General features: G+C 70.2%; 20 protein-coding genes and 2 pseudogenes. 15 read left to right on the forward strand and 7 right to left on the reverse strand.

Features of this window, described 5'->3' with window-relative positions; all coding sequences use genetic code 11:
• Window position 1: 1 nt before the first annotated feature.
• Complete coding sequence (locus ACYU7G_RS11230) at window positions 2–496, reverse strand: TspO/MBR family protein (protein WP_461107826.1); 495 nt, start codon at window positions 494–496, stop codon at window positions 2–4.
• Window positions 497–566: 70 nt separating this feature from the next.
• Here ACYU7G_RS11230 and ACYU7G_RS11235 point away from each other — a divergent pair, with 70 nt between their 5' ends.
• The 4 genes and pseudogenes from ACYU7G_RS11235 (at window position 567) to ACYU7G_RS11250 (ending at window position 4,144) form a co-directional block, all read left to right on the forward strand.
• Entirely contained in the window at window positions 567–962 is a 396-nt protein-coding gene (locus tag ACYU7G_RS11235; RefSeq protein ID WP_461107828.1) for a YchJ family protein, read from the forward strand.
• 10 nt (window positions 963–972) lie between these two features.
• Complete coding sequence (gene purB / locus ACYU7G_RS11240) at window positions 973–2,403, forward strand: adenylosuccinate lyase (protein ID WP_461107830.1); 1,431 nt, start codon at window positions 973–975, stop codon at window positions 2,401–2,403.
• A pseudogene (locus tag ACYU7G_RS11245) lies at window positions 2,403–3,263 on the forward strand (phosphoribosylaminoimidazolesuccinocarboxamide synthase); the annotation flags it as partial. The gene purB and the pseudogene ACYU7G_RS11245, both read left to right, overlap by 1 nt.
• 71 nt (window positions 3,264–3,334) lie before the next feature.
• Window positions 3,335–4,144, forward strand: a complete 810-nt coding sequence (locus tag ACYU7G_RS11250; protein WP_461107832.1) for a sunset domain-containing protein — start codon at window positions 3,335–3,337, stop codon at window positions 4,142–4,144.
• Window positions 4,145–4,147: 3 nt separating this feature from the next.
• Here ACYU7G_RS11250 and ACYU7G_RS11255 read toward each other — a convergent pair whose 3' ends face one another.
• The gene (locus ACYU7G_RS11255) at window positions 4,148–4,990 is read right to left on the reverse strand and encodes a DUF2510 domain-containing protein (protein ID WP_461107834.1); all 843 of its coding nucleotides are present in this window, start codon (window positions 4,988–4,990) and stop codon (window positions 4,148–4,150) included.
• A gap of 33 nt (window positions 4,991–5,023) precedes the next feature.
• Here ACYU7G_RS11255 and purS point away from each other — a divergent pair.
• Window positions 5,024–5,272, forward strand: a pseudogene (gene purS, locus ACYU7G_RS11260) (phosphoribosylformylglycinamidine synthase subunit PurS); the annotation flags it as partial.
• Window positions 5,272–5,946, forward strand: coding sequence for a phosphoribosylformylglycinamidine synthase subunit PurQ (purQ, locus tag ACYU7G_RS11265; protein ID WP_461107836.1), 675 nt, complete (start codon window positions 5,272–5,274; stop codon window positions 5,944–5,946). The pseudogene purS and the gene purQ, both read left to right, overlap by 1 nt.
• A gap of 61 nt (window positions 5,947–6,007) precedes the next feature.
• Here the strand turns inward: purQ and ACYU7G_RS11270 are convergent, their stop codons facing one another.
• A complete protein-coding gene (locus tag ACYU7G_RS11270; protein WP_461107838.1) occupies window positions 6,008–6,754 on the reverse strand; it encodes a glutamine amidotransferase in 747 nt (248 codons plus the stop codon).
• A gap of 93 nt (window positions 6,755–6,847) precedes the next feature.
• On the opposite strand from ACYU7G_RS11270, the gene pepN reads away from it, so the two are divergent.
• Window positions 6,848–9,328, forward strand: coding sequence for an aminopeptidase N (gene pepN / locus ACYU7G_RS11275; RefSeq protein ID WP_461107840.1), 2,481 nt, complete (start codon window positions 6,848–6,850; stop codon window positions 9,326–9,328).
• A 35-nt stretch (window positions 9,329–9,363) separates the two neighbouring features.
• Window positions 9,364–10,173, forward strand: coding sequence for a DUF1206 domain-containing protein (locus tag ACYU7G_RS11280; protein WP_461107842.1), 810 nt, complete (start codon window positions 9,364–9,366; stop codon window positions 10,171–10,173).
• 114 nt (window positions 10,174–10,287) lie between these two features.
• On the opposite strand, the gene ACYU7G_RS11285 is transcribed toward ACYU7G_RS11280, so the two are convergent.
• Window positions 10,288–11,154, reverse strand: a complete 867-nt coding sequence (locus ACYU7G_RS11285) for a hypothetical protein (RefSeq protein WP_461107844.1) — start codon at window positions 11,152–11,154, stop codon at window positions 10,288–10,290.
• 326 nt (window positions 11,155–11,480) lie between these two features.
• Between ACYU7G_RS11285 and purL the strand changes: the two genes are divergently transcribed.
• Window positions 11,481–13,739: a phosphoribosylformylglycinamidine synthase subunit PurL gene (purL, locus tag ACYU7G_RS11290; RefSeq protein ID WP_461107846.1), complete on the forward strand. Its 2,259-nt coding sequence runs from the start codon at window positions 11,481–11,483 to the stop codon at window positions 13,737–13,739.
• 9 nt (window positions 13,740–13,748) lie between these two features.
• On the opposite strand, the gene ACYU7G_RS11295 is transcribed toward purL, so the two are convergent.
• Window positions 13,749–15,290 (reverse strand): class I SAM-dependent methyltransferase, encoded by a 1,542-nt coding sequence (locus ACYU7G_RS11295; protein ID WP_461107848.1) that lies wholly within the window; start codon window positions 15,288–15,290, stop codon window positions 13,749–13,751.
• A gap of 67 nt (window positions 15,291–15,357) precedes the next feature.
• Between ACYU7G_RS11295 and ACYU7G_RS11300 the strand changes: the two genes are divergently transcribed.
• The 4 genes from ACYU7G_RS11300 to ACYU7G_RS11315 all read left to right on the forward strand — a co-directional run bounded on the left by ACYU7G_RS11300 (window position 15,358) and on the right by ACYU7G_RS11315 (window position 19,475).
• Window positions 15,358–16,365: an SPFH domain-containing protein gene (locus ACYU7G_RS11300; protein ID WP_461107850.1), complete on the forward strand. Its 1,008-nt coding sequence runs from the start codon at window positions 15,358–15,360 to the stop codon at window positions 16,363–16,365.
• Window positions 16,362–17,237, forward strand: a complete 876-nt coding sequence (locus tag ACYU7G_RS11305) for a diacylglycerol kinase catalytic domain-containing protein (protein WP_461107852.1) — start codon at window positions 16,362–16,364, stop codon at window positions 17,235–17,237. The genes ACYU7G_RS11300 and ACYU7G_RS11305 overlap by 4 nt, the downstream gene beginning before the upstream one ends.
• Window positions 17,238–17,304: 67 nt before the next feature.
• Window positions 17,305–18,609, forward strand: a complete 1,305-nt coding sequence (locus tag ACYU7G_RS11310) for a flavin-containing monooxygenase (RefSeq protein WP_461107854.1) — start codon at window positions 17,305–17,307, stop codon at window positions 18,607–18,609.
• A complete protein-coding gene (locus tag ACYU7G_RS11315; protein WP_461107856.1) occupies window positions 18,606–19,475 on the forward strand; it encodes an SDR family NAD(P)-dependent oxidoreductase in 870 nt (289 codons plus the stop codon). Before ACYU7G_RS11310 ends, ACYU7G_RS11315 begins: the two co-directional genes overlap by 4 nt.
• Before the next feature lie 4 nt (window positions 19,476–19,479).
• On the opposite strand, the gene ACYU7G_RS11320 is transcribed toward ACYU7G_RS11315, so the two are convergent.
• Window positions 19,480–20,751 carry an ROK family protein gene (locus ACYU7G_RS11320; protein ID WP_461107858.1) on the reverse strand — a complete coding sequence of 424 codons (1,272 nt, stop codon included), beginning with the start codon at window positions 20,749–20,751 and terminating at the stop codon, window positions 19,480–19,482.
• Window positions 20,752–20,818: 67 nt separating this feature from the next.
• On the opposite strand from ACYU7G_RS11320, the gene xylA reads away from it, so the two are divergent.
• Together xylA and ACYU7G_RS11330 are read left to right on the forward strand one after the other, a co-directional pair.
• Window positions 20,819–21,997: a xylose isomerase gene (gene xylA / locus ACYU7G_RS11325; protein WP_461107860.1), complete on the forward strand. Its 1,179-nt coding sequence runs from the start codon at window positions 20,819–20,821 to the stop codon at window positions 21,995–21,997.
• A 43-nt stretch (window positions 21,998–22,040) separates the two neighbouring features.
• Window positions 22,041–23,303, forward strand: a complete 1,263-nt coding sequence (locus ACYU7G_RS11330; RefSeq protein WP_461107862.1) for an MFS transporter — start codon at window positions 22,041–22,043, stop codon at window positions 23,301–23,303.
• A 7-nt stretch (window positions 23,304–23,310) separates the two neighbouring features.
• On the opposite strand, the gene ACYU7G_RS11335 is transcribed toward ACYU7G_RS11330, so the two are convergent.
• Window positions 23,311–25,221, reverse strand: a complete 1,911-nt coding sequence (locus ACYU7G_RS11335) for an LTA synthase family protein (protein WP_461107864.1) — start codon at window positions 25,219–25,221, stop codon at window positions 23,311–23,313.
• Between the last annotated feature and the right edge of the window lie 87 nt (window positions 25,222–25,308).

The raw sequence follows: 25,308 nt of genomic DNA on the forward strand, positions 1-25,308 counted from the left end.
CTCAGCGGTTGCGCCGCCAGATGTCGGTGGACAGCGCCGTGGCGAAGGACGTCCAGGCGGCGTAGGGCTTGAGGGCCCAGCCCAGCTTGGGGTCCTGTTCGCCCGCGCGCTTGGACAGGTCGGCAGAACTGGCCGCCAGCGCACCCGCCAGCAGGGACGCCAGCCCGAGCCGCTTCGCCTTGAAGAAGGTGAAGCTCCAGCCCGCGTTCAGCAGGAGGTTGAGCGCGAGCGCCGCCTTGTAGTCACCGTGCTGCTCCTGGTCGCCGGCCCGCTTCGAATCGGCCAGCACCTTGCCCGAGGCCAGCGCGATGCTCGCGTACAGGGCGGTCCAGGCGACGGGGAAGGCCCAGCTCGGCGGCTGCCAGGCGGGCTTGTCCAACGACTTGTACCAGCGGGTCTGAGGGTCGGTGGCCAGCGATCCGGCCACGGCCGTCGCCACGACCGCCCCCGTCGCGCCGAGGTAGGAACGCAGGGCGCTCTTCTTCTTGCGGGACATGTGCACCTCCAGTTGTGGTGGACCACCCAGTCAACCGGACGCAGGGGTCAGATGTGCCATCATTTCCGACATGCCATCTCCTGCGAGCGACGCCCCCTGCCCGTGCGGCGGGGAGACCTTTGGGGCCTGCTGCGAACCCATCATCAACCAGTCCGCCAAGGCTTGGACCGCGGAGGCGGTGATGCGCTCCCGCTTCACCGCGAACGTCATCGGAGACCTCGACCACCTCTGGCGGTCCTGGCACCCCAGGACCCGGCCCAAGCGCGTGCTGCCGTCGGGTAACCAGTGGCTGACCCTGCAGGTCACCGACGTCGTCGACGGCCAGCCGGGGGACACCAAGGGCATCGTCGAGTTCGTCGCCACGTTCCAGGAGCACACCCGCACCAGGACCATGCACGAGCGCTCCGGGTTCGAGTACCGGGCCGGTAGGTGGCTGTACACGGAGGCACTCCCGCTGAACCAATAAGCTGTTGCCCATGAGCCTGCCGAACGTCCTTGCAAACCGATACGCCTCCGCCGCGATGCGCGCCGTCTGGGCCCCCGAGGCCAAGGTGGTGGCCGAGCGGAAGCTGTGGCTCGAGGTGCTGCGCGCCCAGCGCGACCTCGGCGTCGACTTCGGCGGTGCGGACGCCGACGAGGTGATCGCCGCCTACGAGTCCGTCATCGACGACGTGGACCTGCAGGCGATGGCCGAGCGGGAACGCGTCACCCGGCACGACGTCAAGGCGCGCATCGAGGAGTTCAACGAGCTCGCCGGCCAGGAGCACGTCCACAAGGGCATGACCTCCCGGGACCTCACCGAGAACATCGAGCAGTACCAGGTGCTGGCGTCGCTGCGGATCATCCGCACCCGCGTGATCGCCGCGCTGTCGCAGCTGGGGCGCCTCGCCGCCCAGTACGCGGACCAGCCGCTGACCGGCCGTTCCCACAACGTCGCCGCCCAGATCACCACCCTCGGCAAGCGCTTCGCCACCGTCGCCGACGAGCTGCTCGTCGCCCTGCAGCGCATCGACGAACTCCTCGAGCGCTACCCGGCCCGCGGGATCAAGGGCCCCGTCGGAACCGCGCAGGACATGCTGGACCTCCTCGGGGGCGACGCCGCCAAGCTCGCCGAGCTCGAGTCCCGCGTGGCCGACGCCCTCGGCTTTGGCGCCGTCCTGACCTCCACCGGGCAGGTCTACCCGCGCTCCTTGGACTACGACGTTGTCACCGCGCTGGCCCAGACCGCGGCCGGCCCGTCGAACCTCGCCACCACCATCCGCCTGATGGCCGGCCTGGAGCTCGTCACCGAGGGCTTCAAGGAGGGCCAGGTGGGCTCGTCCGCGATGCCTCACAAGATGAACACCCGCTCCTGCGAGCGCGTCAACGGCCTGTCCGTGGTGGTGCGCGGCTACGTCGCCATGATGGGCGAACTCGCCGGCGACCAGTGGAACGAGGGCGACGTCTCCTGCTCCGTGGTCCGCCGCGTGGCCCTGCCGGACGCGTTCTTCGCGCTCGACGGCCTGTTCGAGACCTTCCTCACCGTCCTGACCGACTTCGGTGCGTTCCCCGCCGTCATCGAGGCAGAACTGCAGCGCTACCTGCCATTCCTCACCACCACGAAGGTGCTGATGGCCGCAGTCCGCAAGGGCGTCGGCCGCGAGGTGGCCCACGAAGCCATCAAGGAGCACGCTGTCGCCGTGGCGCTGGACCTCCGCAAGGGCCTGGCCGCCAACGACCTGCTGGACCGGCTCGCCGCCGACGAACGCCTGGGCCTGACCCGCGACGAGCTCGGCTCGCTTGTGGGCAGTCCGCTGGAGCTGGCCGGCACGGCGCAGGACCAGGTGGCCCGTCTGGTCGCCAGGATCGACGAGATCGTCGTCGCCAACCCCGACGACGCCGCCTACGTCCCCGGGGCGGTGCTGTGATGGCGCAGTTCTCATCCCTCGGCCTGCCGCTGCGCCACGCCGGGAAGGTCCGCGAGCTCTACGACATGACCGTCGACGGCCTCCCACGCGTCCTCATGGTGGCCACGGACAACATCTCGGCGTTCGACCACGTCCTGTCCACCCGCATCCCGGACAAGGGCGCGGTGCTGACGCAGCTGTCGCTGTGGTGGTTCGAGCAGCTCGCAGACATCATCGACAACCACGTGGTCTCCACCGACGTGCCCGCGCAGGTCAGCGGCCGCGCCACTGTCGTCGAACTGCTGGACATGGTGGAGGTGGAGTGCGTCGCCCGCGGCTACCTCACCGGCAGCGGCTGGGCGGAGTACCAGGAGTCACAGACCGTGTGCGGTGTCGCGCTGCCCCCGGGCCTGCGCGACGGCGACAAGCTGCCCGAGCCCATCTTCACCCCGGCCATCAAGGCCAAGGTGGGCGAGCACGACGAGAACGTCGACTACGCCACCATCGCCCGCATCCACGGCGAGGAACTCGCCTCGCAACTGCGTGACCTGACGCTGCGGATCTACACCCGCGCCGCCGAGATCGCGGCTGAGCGCGGCATCATCCTGGCCGACACGAAGTTCGAGTTCGGCCTGCGCCCCGACGACACCATCGTCCTCGCCGACGAGGTGCTCACCCCCGACTCGTCCCGGTTCTGGGACGCCGAGCTCTGGGAGCCCGGGGTCTCGCTGCCCAGTTTCGACAAGCAGTACGTCCGTGACTGGCTGGCCCACGAGTCCGGCTGGGACAAGGCCTCCGACACCCCGCCGCCGGCCCTGCCGGACGACGTCGTGGCCGCCACCCGGGCCCGCTACCTCGAGGCCTATGAGCGATTGACGGGCACGGGCTTCACTTCCTGATTGGGATGTGCCATCCTCCTCGCAGGAATCACCGTTCTCAGGGGGAGAATCTCATGTTCGTGCGTCGTCTTCTGGTGGCCTTCGCCGCCTTCGCAACCATCTTCGGGGCCTCGCTGGTGCCCGCCCAGGCCGACACGGCCCCGGACCAGTACTCGGCGCCCGGCGTCCACCTGGTCAATGACCGTTACTGGCGCACCACCTGCAGCATGTACTCCACCACCGTGGTGCGCTGCACCACCGAGATCTACGGGACCAAGGTGTTCAGCCAGGACGGCCGTTGGTACAAGCAGAACGACTGGGTCTTCAACAACCTGACGTACCTGCCCTCGCCCCGTGCGAACTGGGCCACGAACAACCTCGGCAAGAGCATTGCGTGGACGGCCGAGGACGGCCGTCGCTGGGAGTCCGAGTGCGACACCGCCGCCACTGGTCGTGGCGCCTGCCGCCAGTACGTCTACGCCGACGTCGCCTCCGAGTCCGGCGGTGTGGTCAAGCAGGAGAGGCTCCGCGTCTTCAACTCCCTGGTGAAGTTCCAGACCGGATCAACCCCTTGGGTCAGCCAGGTCCCCGCGGCCGTCGCGGCCCGCACCGACGTTCCCGTCGCCACCGCCCCGGTGCTGCTGACGCCTGCCAAGCCCGTCGTCGCGAAGCCTGCTCCGGTGGTCGCGCCCAAGCCGACGAGCTACGCACCGAGCGGCAGGAACTGCCCCTCCAACGCGCCGATCAAGGGCAATCACAGCTCCAGCGGCGAGTACATCTACCACGTGCCCGGCGGGCAGTTCTACGACCGGACCAATCCCGAGCGCTGCTTCACCACTGAGGCTGCGGCGCGCGCAGCTGGTTTCCGCGCCTCCAAGCGGTGACCCTCAGCGCACGATCCTGATCTGCTCGAGCATGCCGGTCATGGTTTCGAGGGCCTCGTCGTCGGCGTCGACCACACCACCCCAGAAGACGCTCAGCCCCAGTTCGTGTCCGGTGTCCAGCACCACCACCTCGAACACGGCACCGCCACCGGGGGCGTTGGGGGTGTAGGCGTGGGCCCGTACCCGCCATCCCTCCACGCCGTCGACGACGAACGCTTCGTTGACCTCGATCTCACTACCGGTCAGCCCGGAGACGTTGCCCGAGGTGATGTGGCACTCGATGATCTGGTTGGCGGTGGTGCGCGCATCGGTGAACCCGGCGGAGGTGGGCGCCACACCTGCGACCAGCAGGCTCATCCAGGTGCTGCCCGGGAAGCGCTTGATGGTGCTGTCCTGGTCGGTCAGCACGCGTGAGATCCGGCCGTAGGGGTGCTCCCAGGGATATGGCACGGGGAATGTGAGGTTCCCGCCCTGCACGACGCCGTCGCCCCGGGTCTCGCTGGAGCGTTCGTTCTCGACGCGTGGGCACTCCACCGCCTCGCCACCAGATTCGGCGGGAGAGGGCGTCGGAGTGGGCGAGGGGGAGGGGGTCTCGGAGCCGGGCAACTCGTCCCACACGGTTCCGCTCGGCCGGGCGGTGCGGGTGTCCTCGGCCACCGGGCTCCCGCCGGGCCAGACCAGGAAGGCGATCACGAGGGCGGCCACCACCACGAGGGCGCCGATCCCGACGGTCCACCCCCCGGACCGCCGGCGTTGGTGCGGGGCGCCGGACCACGCCGTTCCGTCCCAGTACCGGACACGGTTCGGCTCGCCCGACGGATCGGGGTACCAACCGGGCGCGGACATGGCGTGAGTATAGGAGCGACGCAGTCCAGTATTGTGTCCCGCATGAGTCGTGTGATCGTCAACGTGATGCCCAAGCCGGAGATCCTGGACCCGCAGGGCAAGGCTGTTACCGGTGCCCTCGGCCGCCTCGGCTTCGACGGCCTGAGCGTGCGCCAGGGCAAGCGCTTCGAGATCGAGGTGGACGGCGACGTGACCCCCGAGAGGCTCGCCGAGATCGAGCAGGCCGCCGAGCGGCTGCTCGCCAACACCGTGATCGAGTCCTTCGAAGTGGTGACCGACTGATGCCCCGCATCGGGGTGGTGACCTTCCCCGGTTCCCTCGACGACCACGACGCCCTGCGCGCCGTCGAACTCAGCGGCGCCGAGGCGGTCCCGCTGTGGCACGGCTCCGACTCCGTCGACGGCGTCGACGCCATCATCCTGCCCGGCGGCTTCTCCTACGGTGACTACCTGCGCTGCGGTGCCATCGCCCGCTTCAGCCCCATCATGGACACCGTCATCGACGCCGCCAACAAGGGCATGCCCGTGCTCGGCATCTGCAACGGCTTCCAACTGCTGTGTGAGGCGCACCTCCTCGACGGTGCCATGATCCGCAACGTGGACCAGCACTTCATCTGCCGCGACCAGCGGCTGAGGGTCGAAACCGTGGACACCGTCTGGACCAAGTCGTTCAGCAAGGGCGAGGAGATCACCATCGTCCTCAAGAACGGCGAGGGCAACTACCAGGCCGACGCCGAGACACTGAAGCGCCTCGAGGACAACGACCAGGTTGTCTTCCGCTACCTGGACAACCCCAACGGCTCCGCCAACGACATCGCGGGCATCACCAACGCCCGCGGCAACGTCGTCGGCCTGATGCCGCACCCCGAGCACAACGTCGAGGAACTCACCAGCCCGTCGCTCGACGGCCGCAAGTTCTTCTCCTCCGTGCTGGACTTCCTGGCCGTCCGCGTCTGAGACGAGACGTGAAGATCGCCGCACCCCGGTGGGATGCGGCGATCTTCGCGTTTTCCGGGACCTAGTTGCCGGCCAGCCAGCGCACGGCGTTGTCGAACAGCCGCGCATAGCCGGGCCACGCCATGAACTCCTGCGGTGCCCAGTGCGGTGAGATGTCCGAGGCGAACGCCAACGTGCGGCCCTCACCGACGGTGCGCACCACCAGAAGGGGGTGGGCCTCGACGGTGGCCAGCACCGTCGCGTCGGGGCGGGCCGTCAGCTTCTGGTAGCCGAGCAGGGCCGGCCACTGCTGGTCCAGGCCCTCGGCCACCGGGTGCGCGGCACCGGTGAGCTCGCCCTCGACGCCCTCGGGCGCCTCGACCCTGTCGTCGTAGGGGAGGATCTCCACCGGCAGCACCTCCTCGATGGCGGTGCCGTGGTAGTTCGCCTTGGCCTGGAAGCCTTGGAAGCTCAGGTAGCCGCCGGCCATCATCAGGCCGCCGCCGCCCTGCACCCACTCGCGCAGCAGCTTCGCACGGTTCGGTGCGCGCTTGCCCTCCTCGAACACCTGCGGCGGCAGCAGCAAGGTGTTGGCGCCGACGTCGGAGAGGATCACGACGTCGTAGGCCGCCAGTTCCTCCAGCGTGAGCGGGAAGTCCGCGGCGACGTCGTGGGAGCGCATGTGCTCCACCTCGTGCCCGGCCTCTCCGAGGACGCGCAGCAGCTCCGCGCAACCGATGTGAACCTGGGTGTGGGGGAAGACGTCATAGCCCTTGTGGTCGTTGACCGCACTTACCCATGACTCGCCCGCAAGCAGGACCCTCGCCATTGATGCTCCTTGTGAATGCGCCATTCGGCGCCCTTGACTGTGTCCGCCACTCTAGCCGTCCAACCACGGCCCGGACAGTGGAAGGATGGGGGCATGTCCGCCAACCTCACCCGTGAAGAAACCGCCGCCCGAGCAGCCGCCGTGACCCTGACCACCCAACAGGTCACCGTCGACCTGCGCGACTGCCAGGACCTCCACCAACCCACCTACCCGGTGCGCTCGGCCATCAGGCTGACGGCGTCGGAGCCGGAGACGTGGATCGACTACATCGGGGACTCGGTCACCGCGGTGCTGGTCGACGGCCAGGTGCGGCCGGTCGAGTTCGACGGCGCCCGCGTGCAGGTGCGTGACCTGCCGTTGGGGCAGGAGTGCGAGGTGGTGGTGGAGGGAGCCTCCCTCTACTCCCGCACGGGGGAGGGTCTGCACCGGTTCCGCGACCCGGCCGACGGCCGCATCTACCTCTACACCCAGTACGAACCTGCCGACGCCCGGCGCGTGATGCCGTGCTTCGAGCAGCCGGACATGAAGGCCCGCTACTCGTTCAGCATCATCGGCCCCGAGGACTGGGAACTGCTGTCCAACCAGCCCGGCGTGGCCCGCACGGGGGTGGGGGAGGGGATGGTGTGCGTCGACTTCGCCGAGACGCCGCCACTGTCCAGCTACATCACCTGCGTCTGCGCCGGCCCCTACCACCGCGTCGAGTCCTCCTGGACCTCCCCCGACGACCGGATCGAGGTGCCGCTGGCGCTGCTCTCGCGCCAGTCCCTGTCCCAGCACCTCGACGCCGACGAACTGTTCCGGATCACCCGCGCCGGGCTCGAGTACCTGCACACCGCCTTCGGCGACTACAGCTGGGGCAAGTACGACCAGATCTTCGTGCCCGAGTACAACCTCGGCGCCATGGAGAATCCCGGCCTGGTCACCTTCACCGAGCACTACCTGTTCCGCTCCCAGGCCACCCCGGCGCAGTACCAGGGGCGCTCCAACACCATCCTGCACGAGATGAGCCACATGTGGTTCGGGGACCTCGTGACGCCCCGCTGGTGGAGCGACCTGTGGCTGAAGGAGTCCTTCGCCGAGTTCATGGGAGCCCACCTCTCGCTGGAGGCCGCCGGATTCGAGGACGCCTGGCTCAACTTCACCGGCGTCCGCAAGGCGTCGGCCTACATCGCCGACGCCCTGCCCACCACCCATCCCGTGGTGGCCGACATCCCGGACCTGGAGGCGGCCAAGAACAACTTCGACCGCATCACCTACTCCAAGGGCGCCTCCGCCCTCACCCAACTGGTCCACTACGTCGGGCTCGAGGACTTCTTCGCCGGCTGCCGTGCGTACTTCGCCCGCCACGCGCACGGCGCCGCCTCACTGGCGGACTTCCTCACCGCCCTGGCCGAGGTCTCCGGCAAGGACCTGGCCGCCTGGTCCGACGCGTGGTTGCGCACCAGCGGCCACGACACCCTGCGCGTTGCCGACGGCGTCCTCCTGCGCGAGGGCCCAGACGCCGACCGCCCCCACGCCACCACCGTCGGCGTCTACGACCTGGCCGACGACCGCCTCGTGCTGCGCGAGCGCCACCCGGTGGTGGTCAACGGACCAGAGACACCGCTGCCGGCGCTCGACGGTGCCGCGGCGGTCATCCCCAACGACACGGACCAGACCTTCGCCCGCCTGGCCTTCGACGACGCCACCCGCGCCGTCCTGCTGACCCACGTCGGAGACCTCGAGCCACTGACCCGGGCCGTGGTGTGGTCCTCGCTGTGGTCCGAGGTGCGGGCCGCCACCCTCGGGGTGGCCGACTACGTGGCCGCAGTCATCAACCACGGGCCCGCGGAGGACCGACCCGGCACCCTCGCGGCCATGCTGGCCCACGCCCATGACGCCGTCGCGCGCTACGTCCCCGAGCCCCGCCGCCAGGAACTGGCCACCGTCTGGCTCGACGCCTGCGCCGCCTCCGCCCGCGGCGCCGAGCCCGGCGGCGCGGAACAACTGCTGTGGACCAAGGCCCACCTGCGGGCCGCCACCCTGGTGGCCGCCGACGTCGACTGGGTCACCGACGGCGAACTCGCCGGCCTCGACGTCTCCGCGGACCTGCGCTGGCTCGCCTGGCAGGCCCGGGCCGTGCACGGCCGCGCCAGCGACGACGACCTGGCCGCAGCCCTCGACGCGGACCGCACCGCTGCCGGTGAGACCGCCCACCTGCAGGCCTTCCACTCCCGGCCCGACGCCGGACTGCGGCAGGAGGCGTGGCGGCGGGCCCACGTCGTCGGCGGGGAGAGCAACGACGCGGTGGACGCCTTGCTTTCGGGTGCGTTCGCGCCCGGTTCCCCCGAACTGACCGACCCCTTCGCGCAGCCGTACTTCGAGGGCCTCCTGGACGTCTGGGCGGACCACCCGATCGAGATCGCGCGGCGCCTCGTGGTGCGCGGCTACCCGCGCTCGGTGGCCCACCTGGGACAGTCTCAGGCCTGGCTCGACGCCAACCCCGATGCACCCGGGGCGTTGCGCCGGCTCGTGGTGGAGTGCGACGCCGAACTCCGCATCGCTCATCAGGTGCAGGCGGCCTTCGCCGAGTGAGCACGAGGCGACGCCGCGCTGGTTAGGGTGACGGGATGGAGACCCCGGACAGGCACGACGCCGAGCGAGCCGCGCGAAAGGTGGAGGAGTCACGCACCTACCGGGTGTCCGTGCGGGCCGGGCTGGTGGCCTACGGGGTGATGCACCTGCTGATCGCGTTCCTCACCTTCCGGCTGGCCACGGGCGGCTCCGACGAGGACGCCTCCCAGACCGGGGCGCTGCGCGCACTCGCCAACTCCCCGATGGGGCCGGCGCTGCTCGGGGCCGTCGCCGTCGGCTTCCTCGCGCTGGTGGTGTGGCAGGTGATCGACGCGTTCATGGGGCACCGCGAGTACAGCGGTGGCCAGCGCTGGCGCAAGCGGGTGGCGTCGGTGGGCAAGGCCGTGGTCTACCTGGTGCTAGGTGCCAGCGCGGCCAACATCGCGCTCGGGGACCGCTCCGACGGCGACACCGCGGAGGCCGCCGGTGGTGCGGTGATGTCGCTCCCGTTCGGGCAGGTGCTCGTCGCGATCACCGGTCTCGCGATCGCCGCCCTCGGCGTCTGGCTGGCCTCCAAGGCCTTCACCGACAAGTGGGAGGAGGAACTCGCCGGCGAGCTCGGGGTGCTGGGAACGTGGGCGGCTCGGGTGGGCCACTTCACCAAGGGCCTGGTGTATGCCGGGTTGGGTGCGCTGTTCGTGTGGGCCGCGGCCAACCACGAGCCCGAGTCCACCGGCGGCATGGACGCCGCCCTCCTGGCGCTGCGCTCAGCGCCGTTCGGGCCGTGGCTCCTGGGCGCCGCAGCCTTCGGCCTCGCCTGCTACGGCCTCTACTGCTTCTTCTGGGCCCGTCGCGCCAAGGTCTGACGCGGCGCAGGCGGGATCTCACGCCTGTCCTCGGTCCCAGGTGTGACCAGCGCTCGCGACACGCCGGTCCGTCTGCACAGCTCGACGGGTCACGAGGCGTGTCGCGAGCGCTCGTCACGCCCCCAGTCGGTGCCGGTCCCAGACCACGCTCCTGACGAACTCCTTGGTCTCCTCCCGATGGTCCCGCATCTGCCGGGGGGTGAGGGTGTAGGAGCGCCAGCGGTTCGCGATGAACCGGTTGAGACGCGAGGAATCCTCCTCCATGGCGCGGTGCGTGCTGTGGAACTGGAAGCTGTTGATCTCGAAGGCGATCCGGGCTTCCTCGATGCTGATGTCCGGCACCAGGGTGGTGCCGTCGAGGACCACGGCCTTGTTGCCCTGCCAGCCCCTGATTCCCGCCTCCCGGAACAGGCGGTGGGCGTCCACCTCCGCCGGGGACCAGGGATTGCCACTGAGGTCGTGCGCCAACTCACACGCCCGCTTCCTGCTGCGCTGGGACCACGACCGAGCAGCCGATGAGATCTTCGCGGGCGTCGTGCGGCCCTTGCGCAGCGCCGTCGTGCCGGGCCCCAGATCGTCCTCCAACCCGGCGGTGATGGCCGTGGCAGCAGGCCCGGTGATCCGGACCCCGTCCTTCCACTCCAGCAGGGCAGGGTCGAGCTTCGTGCGGAAGAACTGGATCGGTCCTCGGTCCGCCATCGGAAGGTTGACGTAGACGGAGATGGTGGACAGCGGTGCGCAGTCGTCGAAGTCCAGGGCGCCGGCCGCCCGCCCAGCGATCACTGCGTTCGGGTTCCACAATGCGACCGCGCGGATCCATGCGTACCGGTCATCCACCAGCCCTGCGTCCATCGCGATTCCCGGCAGGGCCTGGACCAGCAGACCCGCCCTGAGCGCACGCCACCAGAACGAGCGCAGATCGCGATGGTCCCGCATGCGAACCACCCCGGCATTGGCTGTCATCACTTCAGATGCGTTCATCCGACAATCTGGTCACGGACGGCGGTGCGGGCGGAAGGGATCTGCGGGGACTGACAACACGGGCTCCGTGATTGGCAACACCTGGGGGTCTCCGGGCAACACCTGGCGGGTCAGTGGCAACACCCGACGGTGCCGGGTGTGACCAGCGCTCGCGACACGCCGGTCCGCCTGCACAGCTCGAAGGCCACCTTGGCGTGTCGCGAGCTCCTGTCACACCTGTCCCGCCCGAGACCGCGTCGGTGCCGCTCCCGCACGCACAGCGCGCGGTTGTGGGACGGATCGGCGCGGGTGGGCGGTCCCGGCGCAGGGAGGGTAGATTGTCGCCCGTGGCAGACACTGTTTCGAACGCGATCGACACCCCGGACCTCGAGCAGCCCTACGCGGCACTCGGCGTGAAGGACGAGGAGTACGCGCGCATCCGCGGGATCCTCGGCCGCCGGCCCACCAGTGCGGAGCTGGCGATGTACTCGGTGATGTGGTCCGAGCACTGCTCCTACAAGTCCTCGAAGGTGCACCTGAAGCGCTTCGGCGAGCTCAGCCAGGAGACGCCGCGCGGACCGCTGCTGGCGGGCATCGGCGAGAACGCCGGCGTGGTGGACGTGGGCAACGGGTACGCCGTCACGTTCAAGGCCGAGAGCCACAACCACCCCTCCTACGTCGAGCCCTACCAGGGCGCGGCCACCGGAGTCGGCGGCATCGTGCGCGACATCCTGGCCATGGGCGCCCGCCCGATCGGCGTCATGGACTCCCTGCGCTTCGGCCCCCTCGAGGAGGCCGACACCCTGCGCGTCCTGCCCGGCGTCGTCGCGGGCGTGGGTGGCTACGGCAACTGCCTGGGCCTGCCCAACATCGGCGGCGAGGTCCAGTTCCACGACTCCTACCTCGGCAACCCGCTGGTCAACGCCCTGTGCGTCGGCGTGCTGCGCCACGAGGACCTGCACCTCGCCCACGCCTCGGGCGTCGGCAACCAGGTGATCCTGTTCGGTGCGGCCACGGGCGGCGACGGCATCGGTGGCGCCTCCATCCTCGCGTCGGAGACCTTCGACGAGGACGGTCCCGCCAAGCGCCCCAGCGTGCAGGTGGGGGACCCGTTCATGGAGAAGCTCCTCATCGAGTGCACCCTCGAACTGTTCCAGGCAGGCATCATCAACGGCATCCAGGACTTCGGCGCCGCCGGCATCTCCTGCGCCACCTCCGAGCTGGCCTCCGCCGGTGACGGCGGCATGAAGGTGAACCTGAACCTGGTCCCGCTGCGCGATCCCTCCCTCAAGCCGGAGGAGATCCTGATGAGTGAGTCCCAGGAACGCATGATGGCGGTGGTCGAGCCGGCCAACGTCGAGCGCTTCATGGAGATCTGCCGCAAGTGGGACGTCCTCGCCACCGTCATCGGCGAGGTCACCGACGGCGACCGCCTCGTGATCACCTGGGACGACCAGGTCATCGTCGACGTCGACCCGAAGACCGTCGCGCACGAGGGCCCCGTCTACGAACGCCCCTACCAGCGCCCCGCCTACCTCGACGCCGCCGCCGCGGACCGGGCCGAGGACCTCCACCGCGACAACTCCGCCGACGGCATCCGTGCCGCCGTGCTGAAGGTCATGTCCCACCCCAACGTCGCCGACAAGTCCTGGGTCACCGACCAGTACGACCGCTACGTCCGCGGCAACTCCGTCCTCGCGCAGCCCGAGAACTCCGGCATGCTGCGCATCGACGAGGAGACCGGCCTCGGCATCGCCCTCGCCCTCGACGCCAACTCGCGCTTCACCTACCTCAACCCCTACGCCGGCGCGCAGCAGTCCCTCGCTGAGGCCTACCGCAACGTCGCCGTCACCGGTGCCGAGCCCGTGGCCGTCACCGACTGCCTGAACTTCGGCAGCCCCGAGGACCCCGAGGTGATGTGGACCTTCGTCGAGGCCATCGGTGGCCTCGTGGACGCCTGCAAGGAACTGGCCATCCCCGTCACCGGCGGCAACGTCAGCCTCTACAACCAGACGGCCACCACCCCGATCCTGCCCACGCCCACCATCGGCGTCATGGGTGTGATCGACGACGTGGCGGACCGCATCAAGTCCGGCTTCACCCACGAGGGCGACGGCATCCTGCTGCTGGGCGCCACCCGCGAGGAGCTCTCCGGCTCCATCTGGGCCGACGCCGTCCACGGCGGCCACCTCGGCGGCGTGCCCCCGCAGGTGGTCCTCGACGCGGAGCGCGCGCTCGCGCGCGTCATGGCAGCGGCCGCGAAGGAGGGGCTTGTCAGCTCCGCCCACGACCTCTCCGAGGGCGGCCTCGCCACGGCACTGCTCGAGTCCGCGCTGCGCAACAACCTCGGCTTCGCCGTCACCCTCCCCGAGGGCGACCCCACCGTGACGCTGTTCTCCGAGTCCGGCGGCCGCGCCGTCGTGTCCCTGCCCGGGGACTCCCTGGGCCGGTTCGAGGCGCTGTGCGCCGAGCACGGCGTCCCCGTCGCCCGTCTGGGCGAGGTCACCGGCGACGCCACCGCCGAGTTCGTCGGCCAGTTCGAGATCAGCCTCGACGAGGTCCGCGACGCCTGGCGCGCACCCATCCGCGAGGCGCTCGGCGCCTGAGCTGCGCGCTCAGGCGGGCTTCTCGGCCACCAGCAGCACGTTGGTCCAGGACCACTCGTCCGGGACCAGCGTGCCGTCCTCGGCGACGGTGAACACCTCGGCCGCGGGGGCGAACCGGTTCTCGATCAGCCATGGGTTCTGCACGCCGCGCGTGTCGGTGGTGCAGCGGAAGCCGGCACCCTCCAGCACCTCCACCCACTCGGCAGGGGAGTAGAAGCAGAACGCCTCGTGGGCCTCGGAGAGCCAGGAGTCCACGTAGTCCTTCTTGGCCAGGTACTCGTACAGCGCGCGTCGGGTCAGGCGGACGTGCTCCACGCCGTCGACGTCGAGGACCTCGTAGCTGATGCCGTCGCCCTCCTCGGCACGGAAGTCCTGCGCGAACCGCTCGAAGCGGGCCCGTGAGGACAACTCGGCCAGGTCTCCGGAGGCGGCGCCGTCATCGGTGGTGAACCGCACGAGCACCTCCCGGTCTGCGTCCTCGGGGCCGACGACGTCGTAGTTGATCCACACCCCGCCCGGCCGCAGCATCTCGTGGGTGTGCCGGATGTACTCGGCCAGCGCCTCGGGACCCATGTAGGACCACACCTCGTGGGTGAGGGCCATCGTGATCACGGTGTCCACCGAGTTCTCCTCGAACAGCTTGCTGGTGAGGATGTTGCGCTGGTGGAAGAAGACGTTGGCGTCGCCGAACTCGCCGTTTGACTGGCGCTGCCGGCAGATCTCGTACAGCGGGCGGGCCACCTCGACGCCGTAGAAGTCCGACTCGAAAAGCTCGGGACGCTCGGCCAGCAGCTTGATGGTCTGCCCCGTGGCGCAGCCGACGTCCACCACCCGGCCCGGTCGGACGGCGTGCGCGAACTCCGAGACCTTGCGCCAGGCGTTGTCCTCGAACGCGGCCCGGTAGGTGGCGTAGTCGCGGGTGTCTGTGATGTCGCCGTCGTCGGAGTCGATCAGCGGGTCGGAGTGGATCTGCTGGATGTGCTCGGCCAGGCCGTAGCGAAGGTACTGCTGCCGGGCGGTCGGGTCCATGGCGGCGGTGATGGCGTCGTCGTCGGCCCAACCGGTACCCGCCGCGATGATGGCCTCCACGACGTCCCAGGGGCGCTGCTGCTCGGTCCCGAGTTCCACCGTGTCGATGCTGTGGCCGAGCGCCTCGTAGCCGTCGATGACGGCGGGCGTGGAGCACGCGACGACGGTGTTGGCCGGGGTCATCGCCACCCGCCCGCCGCTCTGGGTGCGGATGGTCTCGATGACGTAGTGCGCGAAGTCCGGCTTGGGGGAGCGGTTGCCGATCCGGAAGGTCAGCGACGGCAACGCCTCCACCGCCGCGACCGCCTCCACCAACCCGAGCCGCCGGGAACCCGAAACCGGATTGCGCTGGGTGCCGCCGTGGTCCGCGCTGGTGATGGCCCAGACCACCTCGGCGTCGGGGTGACGCTCCAACAGCCCGCGCAGGTGGGAGACCTGGAAGCGGGTGACGAGGTGGTGGCGGCCGGGGAACAGGATGTATCGCACCACCCGATTCTTGCGCATCCACCGACTGCGATGCATTGATGTCAGTTTGACAGGTAAAGCGATCGAGGTTTAATGTCGAAGTGACGTAAAAAAAGGAGGAAACATGACCACCATCCGTCGCTTCCCGTTCTTCTCCCACGCCACCGGAACCGCCACCCGAGTCCTGGTGCAGGGCCGGGGCGGCGAGCTCGTCTCGCACGGCCCCGGTGCATCGTTCTGGTTCCGCCCGCTGGGCGCGAGCATCTCCGAGGTGCCCGTCGAGGACCTCGAATTCGGCAACATCTTCCGCGTCACCACGCGCGACCGCCAGGAGGTCAGCGTGCAGACCGCGCTGACCGTGCGGATCGCCGATCCCGCCCGGGCCGTGCGCCACCTGGACTTCGCAGTCGACGTCTCGAGCGGGGAGTGGAGCGGCCGACCGCTGCAGACCCTCCAGAACCGGGTGGCCGAGACCGCGCAGCAGTTCGCAGCCGCCGTCGTGGCCGCCAACCCTCTCGAGGTCCTCCTCGACGAGGGGCTCACCCTTGTGCGCGACGCCGTGCTCGAGGGCCTGCGCTCCGAGGAGCAGCTCAGCTCGGCCGGTGTCGAGGTGGTGGGGGTCCGGGTGGTGGCCGTGCGCCCGGAGGAGGAGCTGGAGCGGGCGCTGCAGACCAAGGTGCGCGAGGCCATCCAGGCCGAGGCGGACCGGGCCACCTACGACCGCCGCGCCCAGGCCGTGGACCGGGAGCGCGCCATCAAGGAGAACGAGCTCAACAACCGCACCCAGTTGGCCAGGCGGGAGGCCGAACTCGTGGAGCTCGCGGGGGCGAACGAGCGCCGTCGCACCCAGCAGGAGCTCGAGCGCGAGGAACTGCGTGGCGAGGCGCTGCTGGAGAGCAGGCGCCTGGCCGTCGACGCGCGGGTGGACGAGATCGAACGGGTCGCGGCGGCCGAGAACGCGGCCCTCGCGGCCAAGCTGGAGGCCTTCGGCGCGGCCGACCTGCCGGCGCTGCTGGCCGGCGTGTTTCCCGAGGTGGTCAGGGCGCTGCCGGAGATCGACGCCGTCACCCTGACCCCGGACCTGCTCGGCGACGCCGTGACCCGGGCCCTCACAGCGCTGCGTGCAGCATGAGCGCGCCCCGCCTGGTGCTGGTCCACCGCCGCACCCAGCTGGAGGAACTGCTCGCGGAGCACTCCACCCTGGGTGCCGTCGAGTTCTTCCTGGCCGCCCGGGGCGAGCGGGTCCAGCCGCTGCTGGTGGCCGACGAGGCCCAGCGCCGGGCGCTTGAACTGGCCGCCGCTGCCGTCCCGTCCGACTGGCGGCAGGCCGTCGTGGAGCGGGGCCAACTCTCGCGCTTCCTGTTCGAACCGGACGACCTCGTCGTGGTGGTGGGGCAGGACGGGCTGGTGCCCAACGTCAGCAAGTACCTCGACGGGCAGAGGGTCTTCGGCATCAGCCCGGGCGTGCCCGGCCTGCTGTGCAGTCACCGGGCCGAGGACCTCGCAGGGGTGGTGTCCGGGGCCGTGGGCACCCGGGTCAGCGCCCGTGCGATGGCGGAGGCCCGGGTCGACGACGGCCAGCGGCTGACCGCGCTGAACGAGCTGTTCCTCGGTGACCGCGGCCACCAGTCCGCCCGCTACGCCCTCGAGGTGGGCCAGGGGCGGGAGGAGCAGTCCTCCTCCGGGCTGGTGGTGGGCACCGGGACTGGGGCGACGGGGTGGCTCGCGTCCCTGTGGCGGCAGGCCCGCCCGGGCTTCGAGCTCCCGGCGGCGGACGCCGACGGGCTCGCCTGGTTCGTCCGCGAGGCCTGGCCCTCGGCCGCCACCGGCGCGAGCGTCGTCGCCGGGCTGCTCGGCCCCGGGGAGGAGCTGCGGCTGCGTGCGCGGGGTTCCCTGGTGGTCTTCGGCGACGGGATGGAGCGGGACCACCTCCGCCTGGGGTGGGGCCAGGAGGTGACCATCTCCCGCTCCGAGCGGCAGCTGCAACTGTTGCGGCTGGCATGAGTTTCCCCCCGCCGCCCCGTCGACTCTCCTAACATGCGAACACCTCGACTATTCGAAGGAGAAGGTGTTGAGCGGGAACGTCTGCATCATCGGCGCCGGGCCGGGTGGCCTGGCGGCGGGGCGCGCACTGGCGGCGCGAGGCCTGGACTACGAGCACCTCGAGCGCAACGCCGGGGTGGGAGGCCTGTGGGACATCGACGCGCCGGGCACCCCGATGTATGACTCGGCCCACTTCATCTCCAGCCGCACCGTCTCCGGGTTCAGCGGCTTCGAGATGCCCGACGACTTCCCCGACTATCCGAACCACCGCCAGGTCCTCGCCTACCTGCGCGACTTCGCGGACCACCACGGCCTGACCGAGCGCATCCGCTTCGACACCGCGGTGGCCGGACTGGAGCGGGCGGGCGCCGGCTGGCGGGTCAGCCTGGCCGACGGCACCGCCGACGAGTTCTCCGCGGTGGTGGTGTGCACGGGCTCCCAGTGGACGCCGCTGGAGGTGGAGGTGCCGGGCTTCACCGGCGAGGTCAGGCACTCGGTCACCTACCGCAGCGCCGACGAGTTCCGCGGCAAGCGGGTGCTGGTGGTGGGCGGTGGCAACTCCGCCTGCGACATCGCCTGCGACGCGGCCCGCACCGCCGAGGCCGTCAGCATCAGCATGCGTCGCGGCTACTGGTTCATCCCCAAGCACGTGTTCGGGGTCCCCTCCGACGTGGTGGGCGGCAAGGGCTCGTTCCTGCCGAAGCGCCTGGAGCGGGCCCTGCTGCAACCGCTGCTGCGCCTGCTCGTGGGTGACCTGACCCGGATCGGGCTCCAGAAGCCGGACCACAAACTCTTCGAGACCCATCCGGTGATGAACGACCAGCTCCTGCACCACGTCCGCCATGGCGACGTCACGCCCAGGTGCGGCATCCGCTCCGCCGACGGCGCCACCGTCACGTTCACCGATGGCACCGCCGCCGACTTCGACGTCGTGCTGCTGGCCACCGGCTACCGCCACGCCGTGCCGTTCGCGCAGGACCTGTTCGGGGACCCGCAGCACCCCGACGAGCTCTACCTGAACTCCTTCTCGAGACGGCACTCCGGACTGTGTGCCGTCGGCTTCGTCGAGACCAACTCCGGCGCCTACCAACTCCTGGACAGGCAGGCCCACCTGGTGGCCGGCTACCTCGACGAGCGCGCCCGCGGCTCCGAGGTGGCCGCCCGCTTCGAGCAGCGCATCCGCACCGACCGGCCGGACCTGACCAGCGGCCTGAAGTTCGACCGATCGCCGCGCCACAAGGGCTACGTGGACTCCGACGCCTACGTCGCGGCGCTGGACGCCGTCGCCGCCGAGTTCGGGTGGCAGCGTCCGGGAGTGGGAGCCGCGCGATGAACTACGACTACGAGGACAAGGCGATGGTGGTCACCGGCGGCGCGGGCGACATCGCCGCCGCGTTCATGGGGCCGGCCGCCCGGCGCGGCGCGCGGCTGGCCGTCGTCGACATCCGGGGTGAGCAGGCGCAGCGGACCGCCGCCGCACTGCCCGGCGCGGGGCACCTGGCCTACGCCGCAGACCTCACGGACCTCGAGCAGGTCACCCACCTGGTGGACCGCATCGGTGAGGACTTCGGCCGCATCGACGTGCTGGTCAACAACGTCGGCATGTCCAGCCAGGAACGCTTCGACGAGCGCGACGTGGCCTCCATCCGGCGCGAGCTCGAGGTGAACCTGCTCTCGCCCCTGGTGCTCACCCGGCTCGCCGTGCCACTGCTGCGCGCCGCCGAGGACCCGAGGGTGGTCACGACGGTCTCGCTGGGCGGGATCTTCCCCCTCGGCGAGACGCCCATCTACACCGCCTCCAAGTTCGGCCTGCGCGGTGCGATGCTGGCCATCGGGCTGGACCTGGCGCCGAAGGGCATCAGGGTCTCCTCGGTGCTGCCGTCGGCCACCGACACCCGGATGCTGCGGCAGGAGGCCGTCGAGGGCGGCAACTCGCTGCAGTTCCAGGACCCACCGCAACCGCCCGAGGCGGTGGCGCGGGCGATGATGAGCCTCCTGGACCGGCCCCGGCTGGAGGCCTACCCCAGGTTCTCCGAGTCGCTGCTGGTGCGGGTGGGCACCTTCTTCCCCAACCAGTTGCCGAAACTGATGAAGCTGTTCCGGCGCAAGGGCGAGCGTGGCATGGCCACCTACCTGAGGCGGCTCGAGGCGGAGGGCCACGTCGTGCGAGGACCCGCGGGCTGGGAGCTGGTGGACTAGCGCCTCACGCGGCGCCGGCCACGTCCAGCCACGCGGTGGGGTGTGCCAGGACGGGGGCGAAGGCCGCGAGCGCGGCACCGTGGGCGGCCGGGCTGGCGTCGGTGTCGATGGGGATGATCTCCGGCGGCGAGAGCTCGTAGGCGAGCACCCGGTGCTCCAGCTGCTGCTGCATCGCAGGGACCACCCACTTGCCCAGCCGGCCGAGGTGACCACCGATCACCACCACCGGCAGGTCCAGCAGGTTGAGGGCGGCTGCGACGCCCACGCCCAGCGCGGCCCCGGCGCGGCGGAGAGCCTCGATGGCGTCGGGGCGGTCCGCCTCCGCTGCCGCCATCAGTTCCTCGATGGTGCTGACACCGGCGCGGGCACGCACGGCCTTCGCGCCGGCGAACGCCTCGACGCAGCCGGTGGCGCCGCACCCGCACTGGGGCCCGTTGGGGTCCGCGCAGATGTGGCCGAGCTCCCCGGCCCAGCCGTGCCGGCCGGCGGCCACGCCCGCCTCCGTCACGGCCGACGAGCCGATGCCGGTCTCGCCGGAGATGTAGAGGAAGTCGCCCATCTCCGAGGGCTTTCCGGGGGACTCGGTGGCGATGGTCTCTGCGGCGAAGTCGGCTTCGTTGCCCACCACCAGGGCGACGTCGTCGCCGAGGGCGAGCGAGCCGCGCAGGATGTCGGCCACCGGAACGTCGAGCCAGCCGAGGTTGGGGGCGCGCAGGAGCACGCCCCGGTTCGAGTCCACCAGGCCGGGGACGGCGATGGCGGCCCCGACCAACCGGCCGGGGCCGGACTCGTCGAGGGCCTCGCGGGCGAGCTCGGCCAGGCGCCCGAGCACCTCGGTGGGGGAGGAGTGCGCGTAGTCGCCGTCTTCCGTGGCGTTGGCCAGCACGGTCCCGTCGAGGTCCAGGACGAACACCGCGATGTGGGTGACGTTCAGTTCCATCCCCAGCGACACAAGTGCCCCGGCGGCCGGGACGAGGGGGAGCGCGGGACGCCCGGCACGCCCGGTGCCCAGCGCCTCGAGCTCCAGCAGCATGCCGCCGCCGAGCAACTCGTCGACGAGTCGGGAAACGGTGGAGCGCGTGAGCCCCGTCAGGGCGGATACGTCCGCGCGCGACGGCGGTTCCGTGCAAGCGAGCACCTGCCGGAACACTAGTGACAGGTTGCGTTCCCGCAGGTCCGACTGCCTGGCTCCCGGCTGCCCGGAGCGCAGGGAGGAGGTGGGGCGTGCGCGGCGCTTGAGCGTCTCTGCTCCACCGGGCGATACGTCTTCTGGCATGCGCTTGACTCTACAGCCTCCCACTGATTAAGTTGTCGACAGAAACAAAACTCGTTGAGGAGTGGACATGGCACCTGTGCCTTCAAAGACTGACAAGTTCTCATTCGGTCTGTGGACCGTCGGCTGGACGGGCACGGATCCGTTCGGTGGAGATTCCCGTCCCAGCCTGGACCCGTGGGAGTACTCCGACAAGCTCGCGGAGCTCGGGGCGTGGGGCATCACGTTCCACGACGACGACGTCGTCGCCTACGACGCACCGGAGGAGGAGCGCCGCGCCACCTTCGCCAAGCTGAAGGATGCCGCGGACAAGGCCGGCCTGGTGGTGGAGATGGTCACCACCAACACCTTCAGCCACCCCGTGTTCAAGGACGGTGGCCTCACCTCCAACGACCGCGCCGTGCGCCGCTACGGCCTGCGCAAGGTGCTGCGCAACGTGGACCTCGCCGCGGAGATGGGCGCCACCACGTTCGTCATGTGGGGCGGCCGCGAGGGTGCGGAGTACGACTCGTCCAAGGACCTGTTCGCCGCCCACGCCCGCTACGCCGAGGGCCTCGACACCGTCGCCGGCTACATCAAGTCCCAGGGCTACGACCTGCGCATCGGCCTGGAGCCCAAGCCCAACGAGCCCCGCGGAGACATCTTCCTGCCCACCATCGGGCACGCCCTCGCGCTGGCGGACTCGCTGGAACACGGCGACATCGTCGGCCTCAACCCCGAGGTGGGCCACGAGCAGATGGCCAACCTGAACTACACCCACGGCCTGGCGCTCGCCCTGTACCGCGACAAGCTGTTCCACATCGACCTCAACGGCCAGCGCGGCCTGAAGTACGACCAGGACCTGGCCTTCGGTCACGGCGACCTGATGAGTGCGTTCTTCACCGTCGACCTGCTCGTCAACGGTTTCCCCGCCTCCCCGGACGCCACCCGCTACGAGGGCCCGATCCACTTCGACTACAAGCCGAGCCGCACCGAGGGCATGCAGGGCGTGTGGGACTCCGCACGCGCCAACATGGTGGGCTACCTGATGCTGGCCGAGAAGGCCCGCAAGTTCCGCCAGGACCCTGCCGTCCAGGCGCTGATGGAGGAGGCCTCGATCTTCGAGCTGGCGCAGCCCACCCTCGCCGAGGGGGAGTCCGTGGCTGACTTCCTCGCCGCCGAGGAGGAGTTCGACGCCGACGCCAAGGGTGCGCGCGAGTACCGTTTCGTCCAGCTGCAGCAGCTGGCACTGGAGCACCTCATCGGCTGATCCCGGCCGCCCGAGCCGGCCCCGGGGCTAGGGTGGCGAACGTATGAGCAGAACGTTCGCCTCCCTCGCAGTCCCCAACTACCGCTGGTTCGCGGCCGGGGCTGTGGTCTCGAACGTCGGCACGTGGATGGCGCGCACGGCGCAGGACTGGCTCGTGCTCACCATCCTCACCGACGGCTCCGCCTCCGCGCTGGGCATCGTCACCGGTCTGCAGTTCCTGCCGCTGCCGTTCCTGGCCCCCTACGCCGGGTTGATCGCGGACCGGTTCAGCAAGAAGCACATCCTGCTCACCACCCAGGTGCTGATGGCCATCACCGGGCTGGCGCTGTGGTTCCTGGTGGCCACGGACCTGGCGGTGCTGTGGCACGCCTACCTGCTGGCGTTCCTGCAGGGCGTGGTGGTCTCCTTCGACAACCCCGCCCGGCAGGCGTTCGTCAACGAACTGGTCGGTCCGAAACTGGTGGCCAACGCCGTCGGTCTCAACTCCGCCTCCTTCAACATGGCCCGTCTCATCGGCCCCGCGGTGGCCGGTGTGGTGATCGGCGCCTGGGGCGTGGCCCCGGCGCTGCTGATCAACTCCCTCAGCTTCATCGCCGTGCTGCTGGGACTGCTCCTGATCCGCGACTCCGAGCTCATGCTCCCGCCGAAACCCAAGACCCGCGGCACCGTCAGGGAGGGCATCGCCTACGTCAGGTCCAGACCGGACCTGATGCTGATCTTCCTGGTGGTGTTCATGCTCGGCACCTTCGGCATGAACTTCCAGATCACGATCGCGCTGATGGCCACCGAGATCTACGGCAAGGGCGCCGAGGAGTACGGCCTGCTGAGTTCCGCGATGGCCGTCGGAACCCTGGCCGGGGCGCTCCTGGCCGCGCGCCGGGGCACCCCGCGGCTCCGCGTCCTGCTCGGGGCGCTCGGCCTGTTCTCACTGTTCTGCCTGTTCTCAGGACTCGCGCCGACCTACATCACCTTCGGGCTGCTGCTGGTGCCCTGCGGCCTGTTCGCCCTCACCGTCATGACCAGCGCCAACTCCACGGTGCAGCTGTCCACGGCACCGGAGTTCCGCGGCCGCGTGATGGCCCTCTACATGGCCATCTTCATGGGCGGCACCCCGATCGGCGCCCCCGTCGTCGGCTGGGTGGGAGACCTCCTGGGGCCGCGTTCGACGCTCATCTTCGGGGCGCTCGCCTGCGGGATCACGTTCCTGGGCGTCGGGGTGTTCCTGGTGGTCTACCGCGGGCTGCGCGCCCGGCTACGGCTGCGGTGGCCACTGACCCTGGACGTCTACCACAAGCGGGAGTCCTGAGCCGGTCTCAGCGCGGCGGCGCCAGGAGTTCCTCGGTGGCCCAGCCGGCGCCGGCGGCCATGTCGTACTGGGCCAGCCGGTAGTCGCGCAGCAGCTCGCGGCCGCGGTCGGTGAGGTCGGCCTCGGAGATCGCCTCGCCGTCGGGCCCCAACCATCCGGTCCGCTCGATGGCAGGGATCTCGGTGGCCAGTTCGTGCAGCAGCGCGGTCCACGGCGTGTGGGCGGCACCCGCGGAGTCGAGCACCTGGTTCACCAACTGGTTGGCCCCGATCATCCCCGGGTCCTGCTTCGTGGTGGGGAAGTTCGCGAACACCACCCACGGTGTCTCGTATCGCCCAGTGGGCCCGCTCGCGTCCAGCACCTCCTCGGGCCAGACGTTGGGCAGGTGGTCTCCGTAGAGCAGCACGATGGTGCGCTCGTCCATGTCCGCCAGGTCCGCCGCGAACGCCTCCAGCGCCTCGTCGGAGGCCTTCAGGCCGCGCAGGTACTGACCCGCGGTCTCGCGCTGGGCATCGTCGAGCGGGCCCTCGACGTTGATGGGATTGGCCAGGCCCTGCTGGGGGCCGTGGTTCTGCATGGTGACGACGTTGACCACCATCGGGTCCTGCGAGGCGGCCAGTTCGTCCACCACCTTCTCGAAGACCGCGGCGTCGGAGATGTACTGGTCGCCCGGGAGCTTGCGCAGGCCGCGAAGTTCGTCACGGAACTCCGCCCGCTCGATGCCGAGGGCGGGGTAGACGACGTTGCGGCGGTAGAACTCATCGGCGTAGGGGTGGATGGCGTAGGTGGAGTGGGTGCCGTCGCCGAAGGTGCGCAGGTGGCTCGGGAACGACTCGGTCTGGGCCACCAGTCCCGGGAACGGGCTGTCCACCTGCGGCTGCAGGTTGGCCACCGCCATGCCGGTGAGCACCTCGAACTCCATGCTGGAGGTGCCGCCGCCGTAGGCGCCCGAGAGCAGCGTCCCGGAAGTGTTCTCGGCCATCAGCTCCCGCATGAAGGGCAGCGGGTCCTCGGCCGCCGTGATGTCCGGCATCGCGAGTGGGTCCGAGAGCGACTCGGACAGCACCAGCACGATGTTGGTGTCCGCGAGCGCCGCCGGCTCGCGATCGGCGTTCAGGTCCGCGGCGACCTCGCCGTAGCGTTCCGCCAGCAGGTCCATCACGCCCTCGGAGTAACCCGCCGGCTCCTCCATCGGGGCGGCGGGCAGGTTGTACAGCAGGCCGGCGATCACGCCGTTGTCGTCGTAGTTCTGCGCCTGGTTCCACGGCCGCCACTTCGCGCCGGCGGCCTCGTACAGGGCGCGTGCGGTGTTGCCCGGCACGTTGAACGTGGCAGCTGTGAGGAGCACCGTCGCGGCCATCGTGCCCGCAACCACTCGCCCCACCACGTGGCGACGGAGCCGAGGCTGCGTCCGGTCCGGGTGGCGTGGCCCGCGGCGGAGGGCCGCATGGCGGGTGAAGGTCCAGCCCACCAGGGGGATGGCCACCAGTGCCGCGCCGATCAGCAGCAGGGGGCCGGCGCCCACGTTCTCCACGAGGAAGCCCGTCTGGGTGAGGTAGGTGGCGTCGGAGACGAACAGCGGCTCGCCGCGCAGGCGCAGCTTGAAGTAGTCCCCGCAGGCGATCAGGGTGAGCAGCACGATCAAACCTGCGGCCGCGACCCAGGTCCGGTTCGACACGGCCCGCAGGAAGACGAACACCGCCCACACCAGAGCCACCCCGATGGCCACCACGCCGGGTTGCAGCTGCAGCAGCCGCTCCACCGGCTCGGGCCGGGCCTTGCCCAGCCCATGGGTGAGCTCGAGCCCCAGTGTGAGGACACCGGCGAGCGCCAGCCCGAACAGCGACCGGAGTGCGGCGCGGCCCGCCACACCGCCACGCGACGCAGCGGTGGTCGGTTCGTCCCGCGAAAACAACATCCCGCGATTCTACTTCCCCGACGGCGCACCTCCCCGACGGCGTCGTTCGGGATGGCTGTCGCACTCCCTAAGCGTGGTGTCCCTGAT

Source organism: Tessaracoccus terricola (assembly GCF_054776555.1).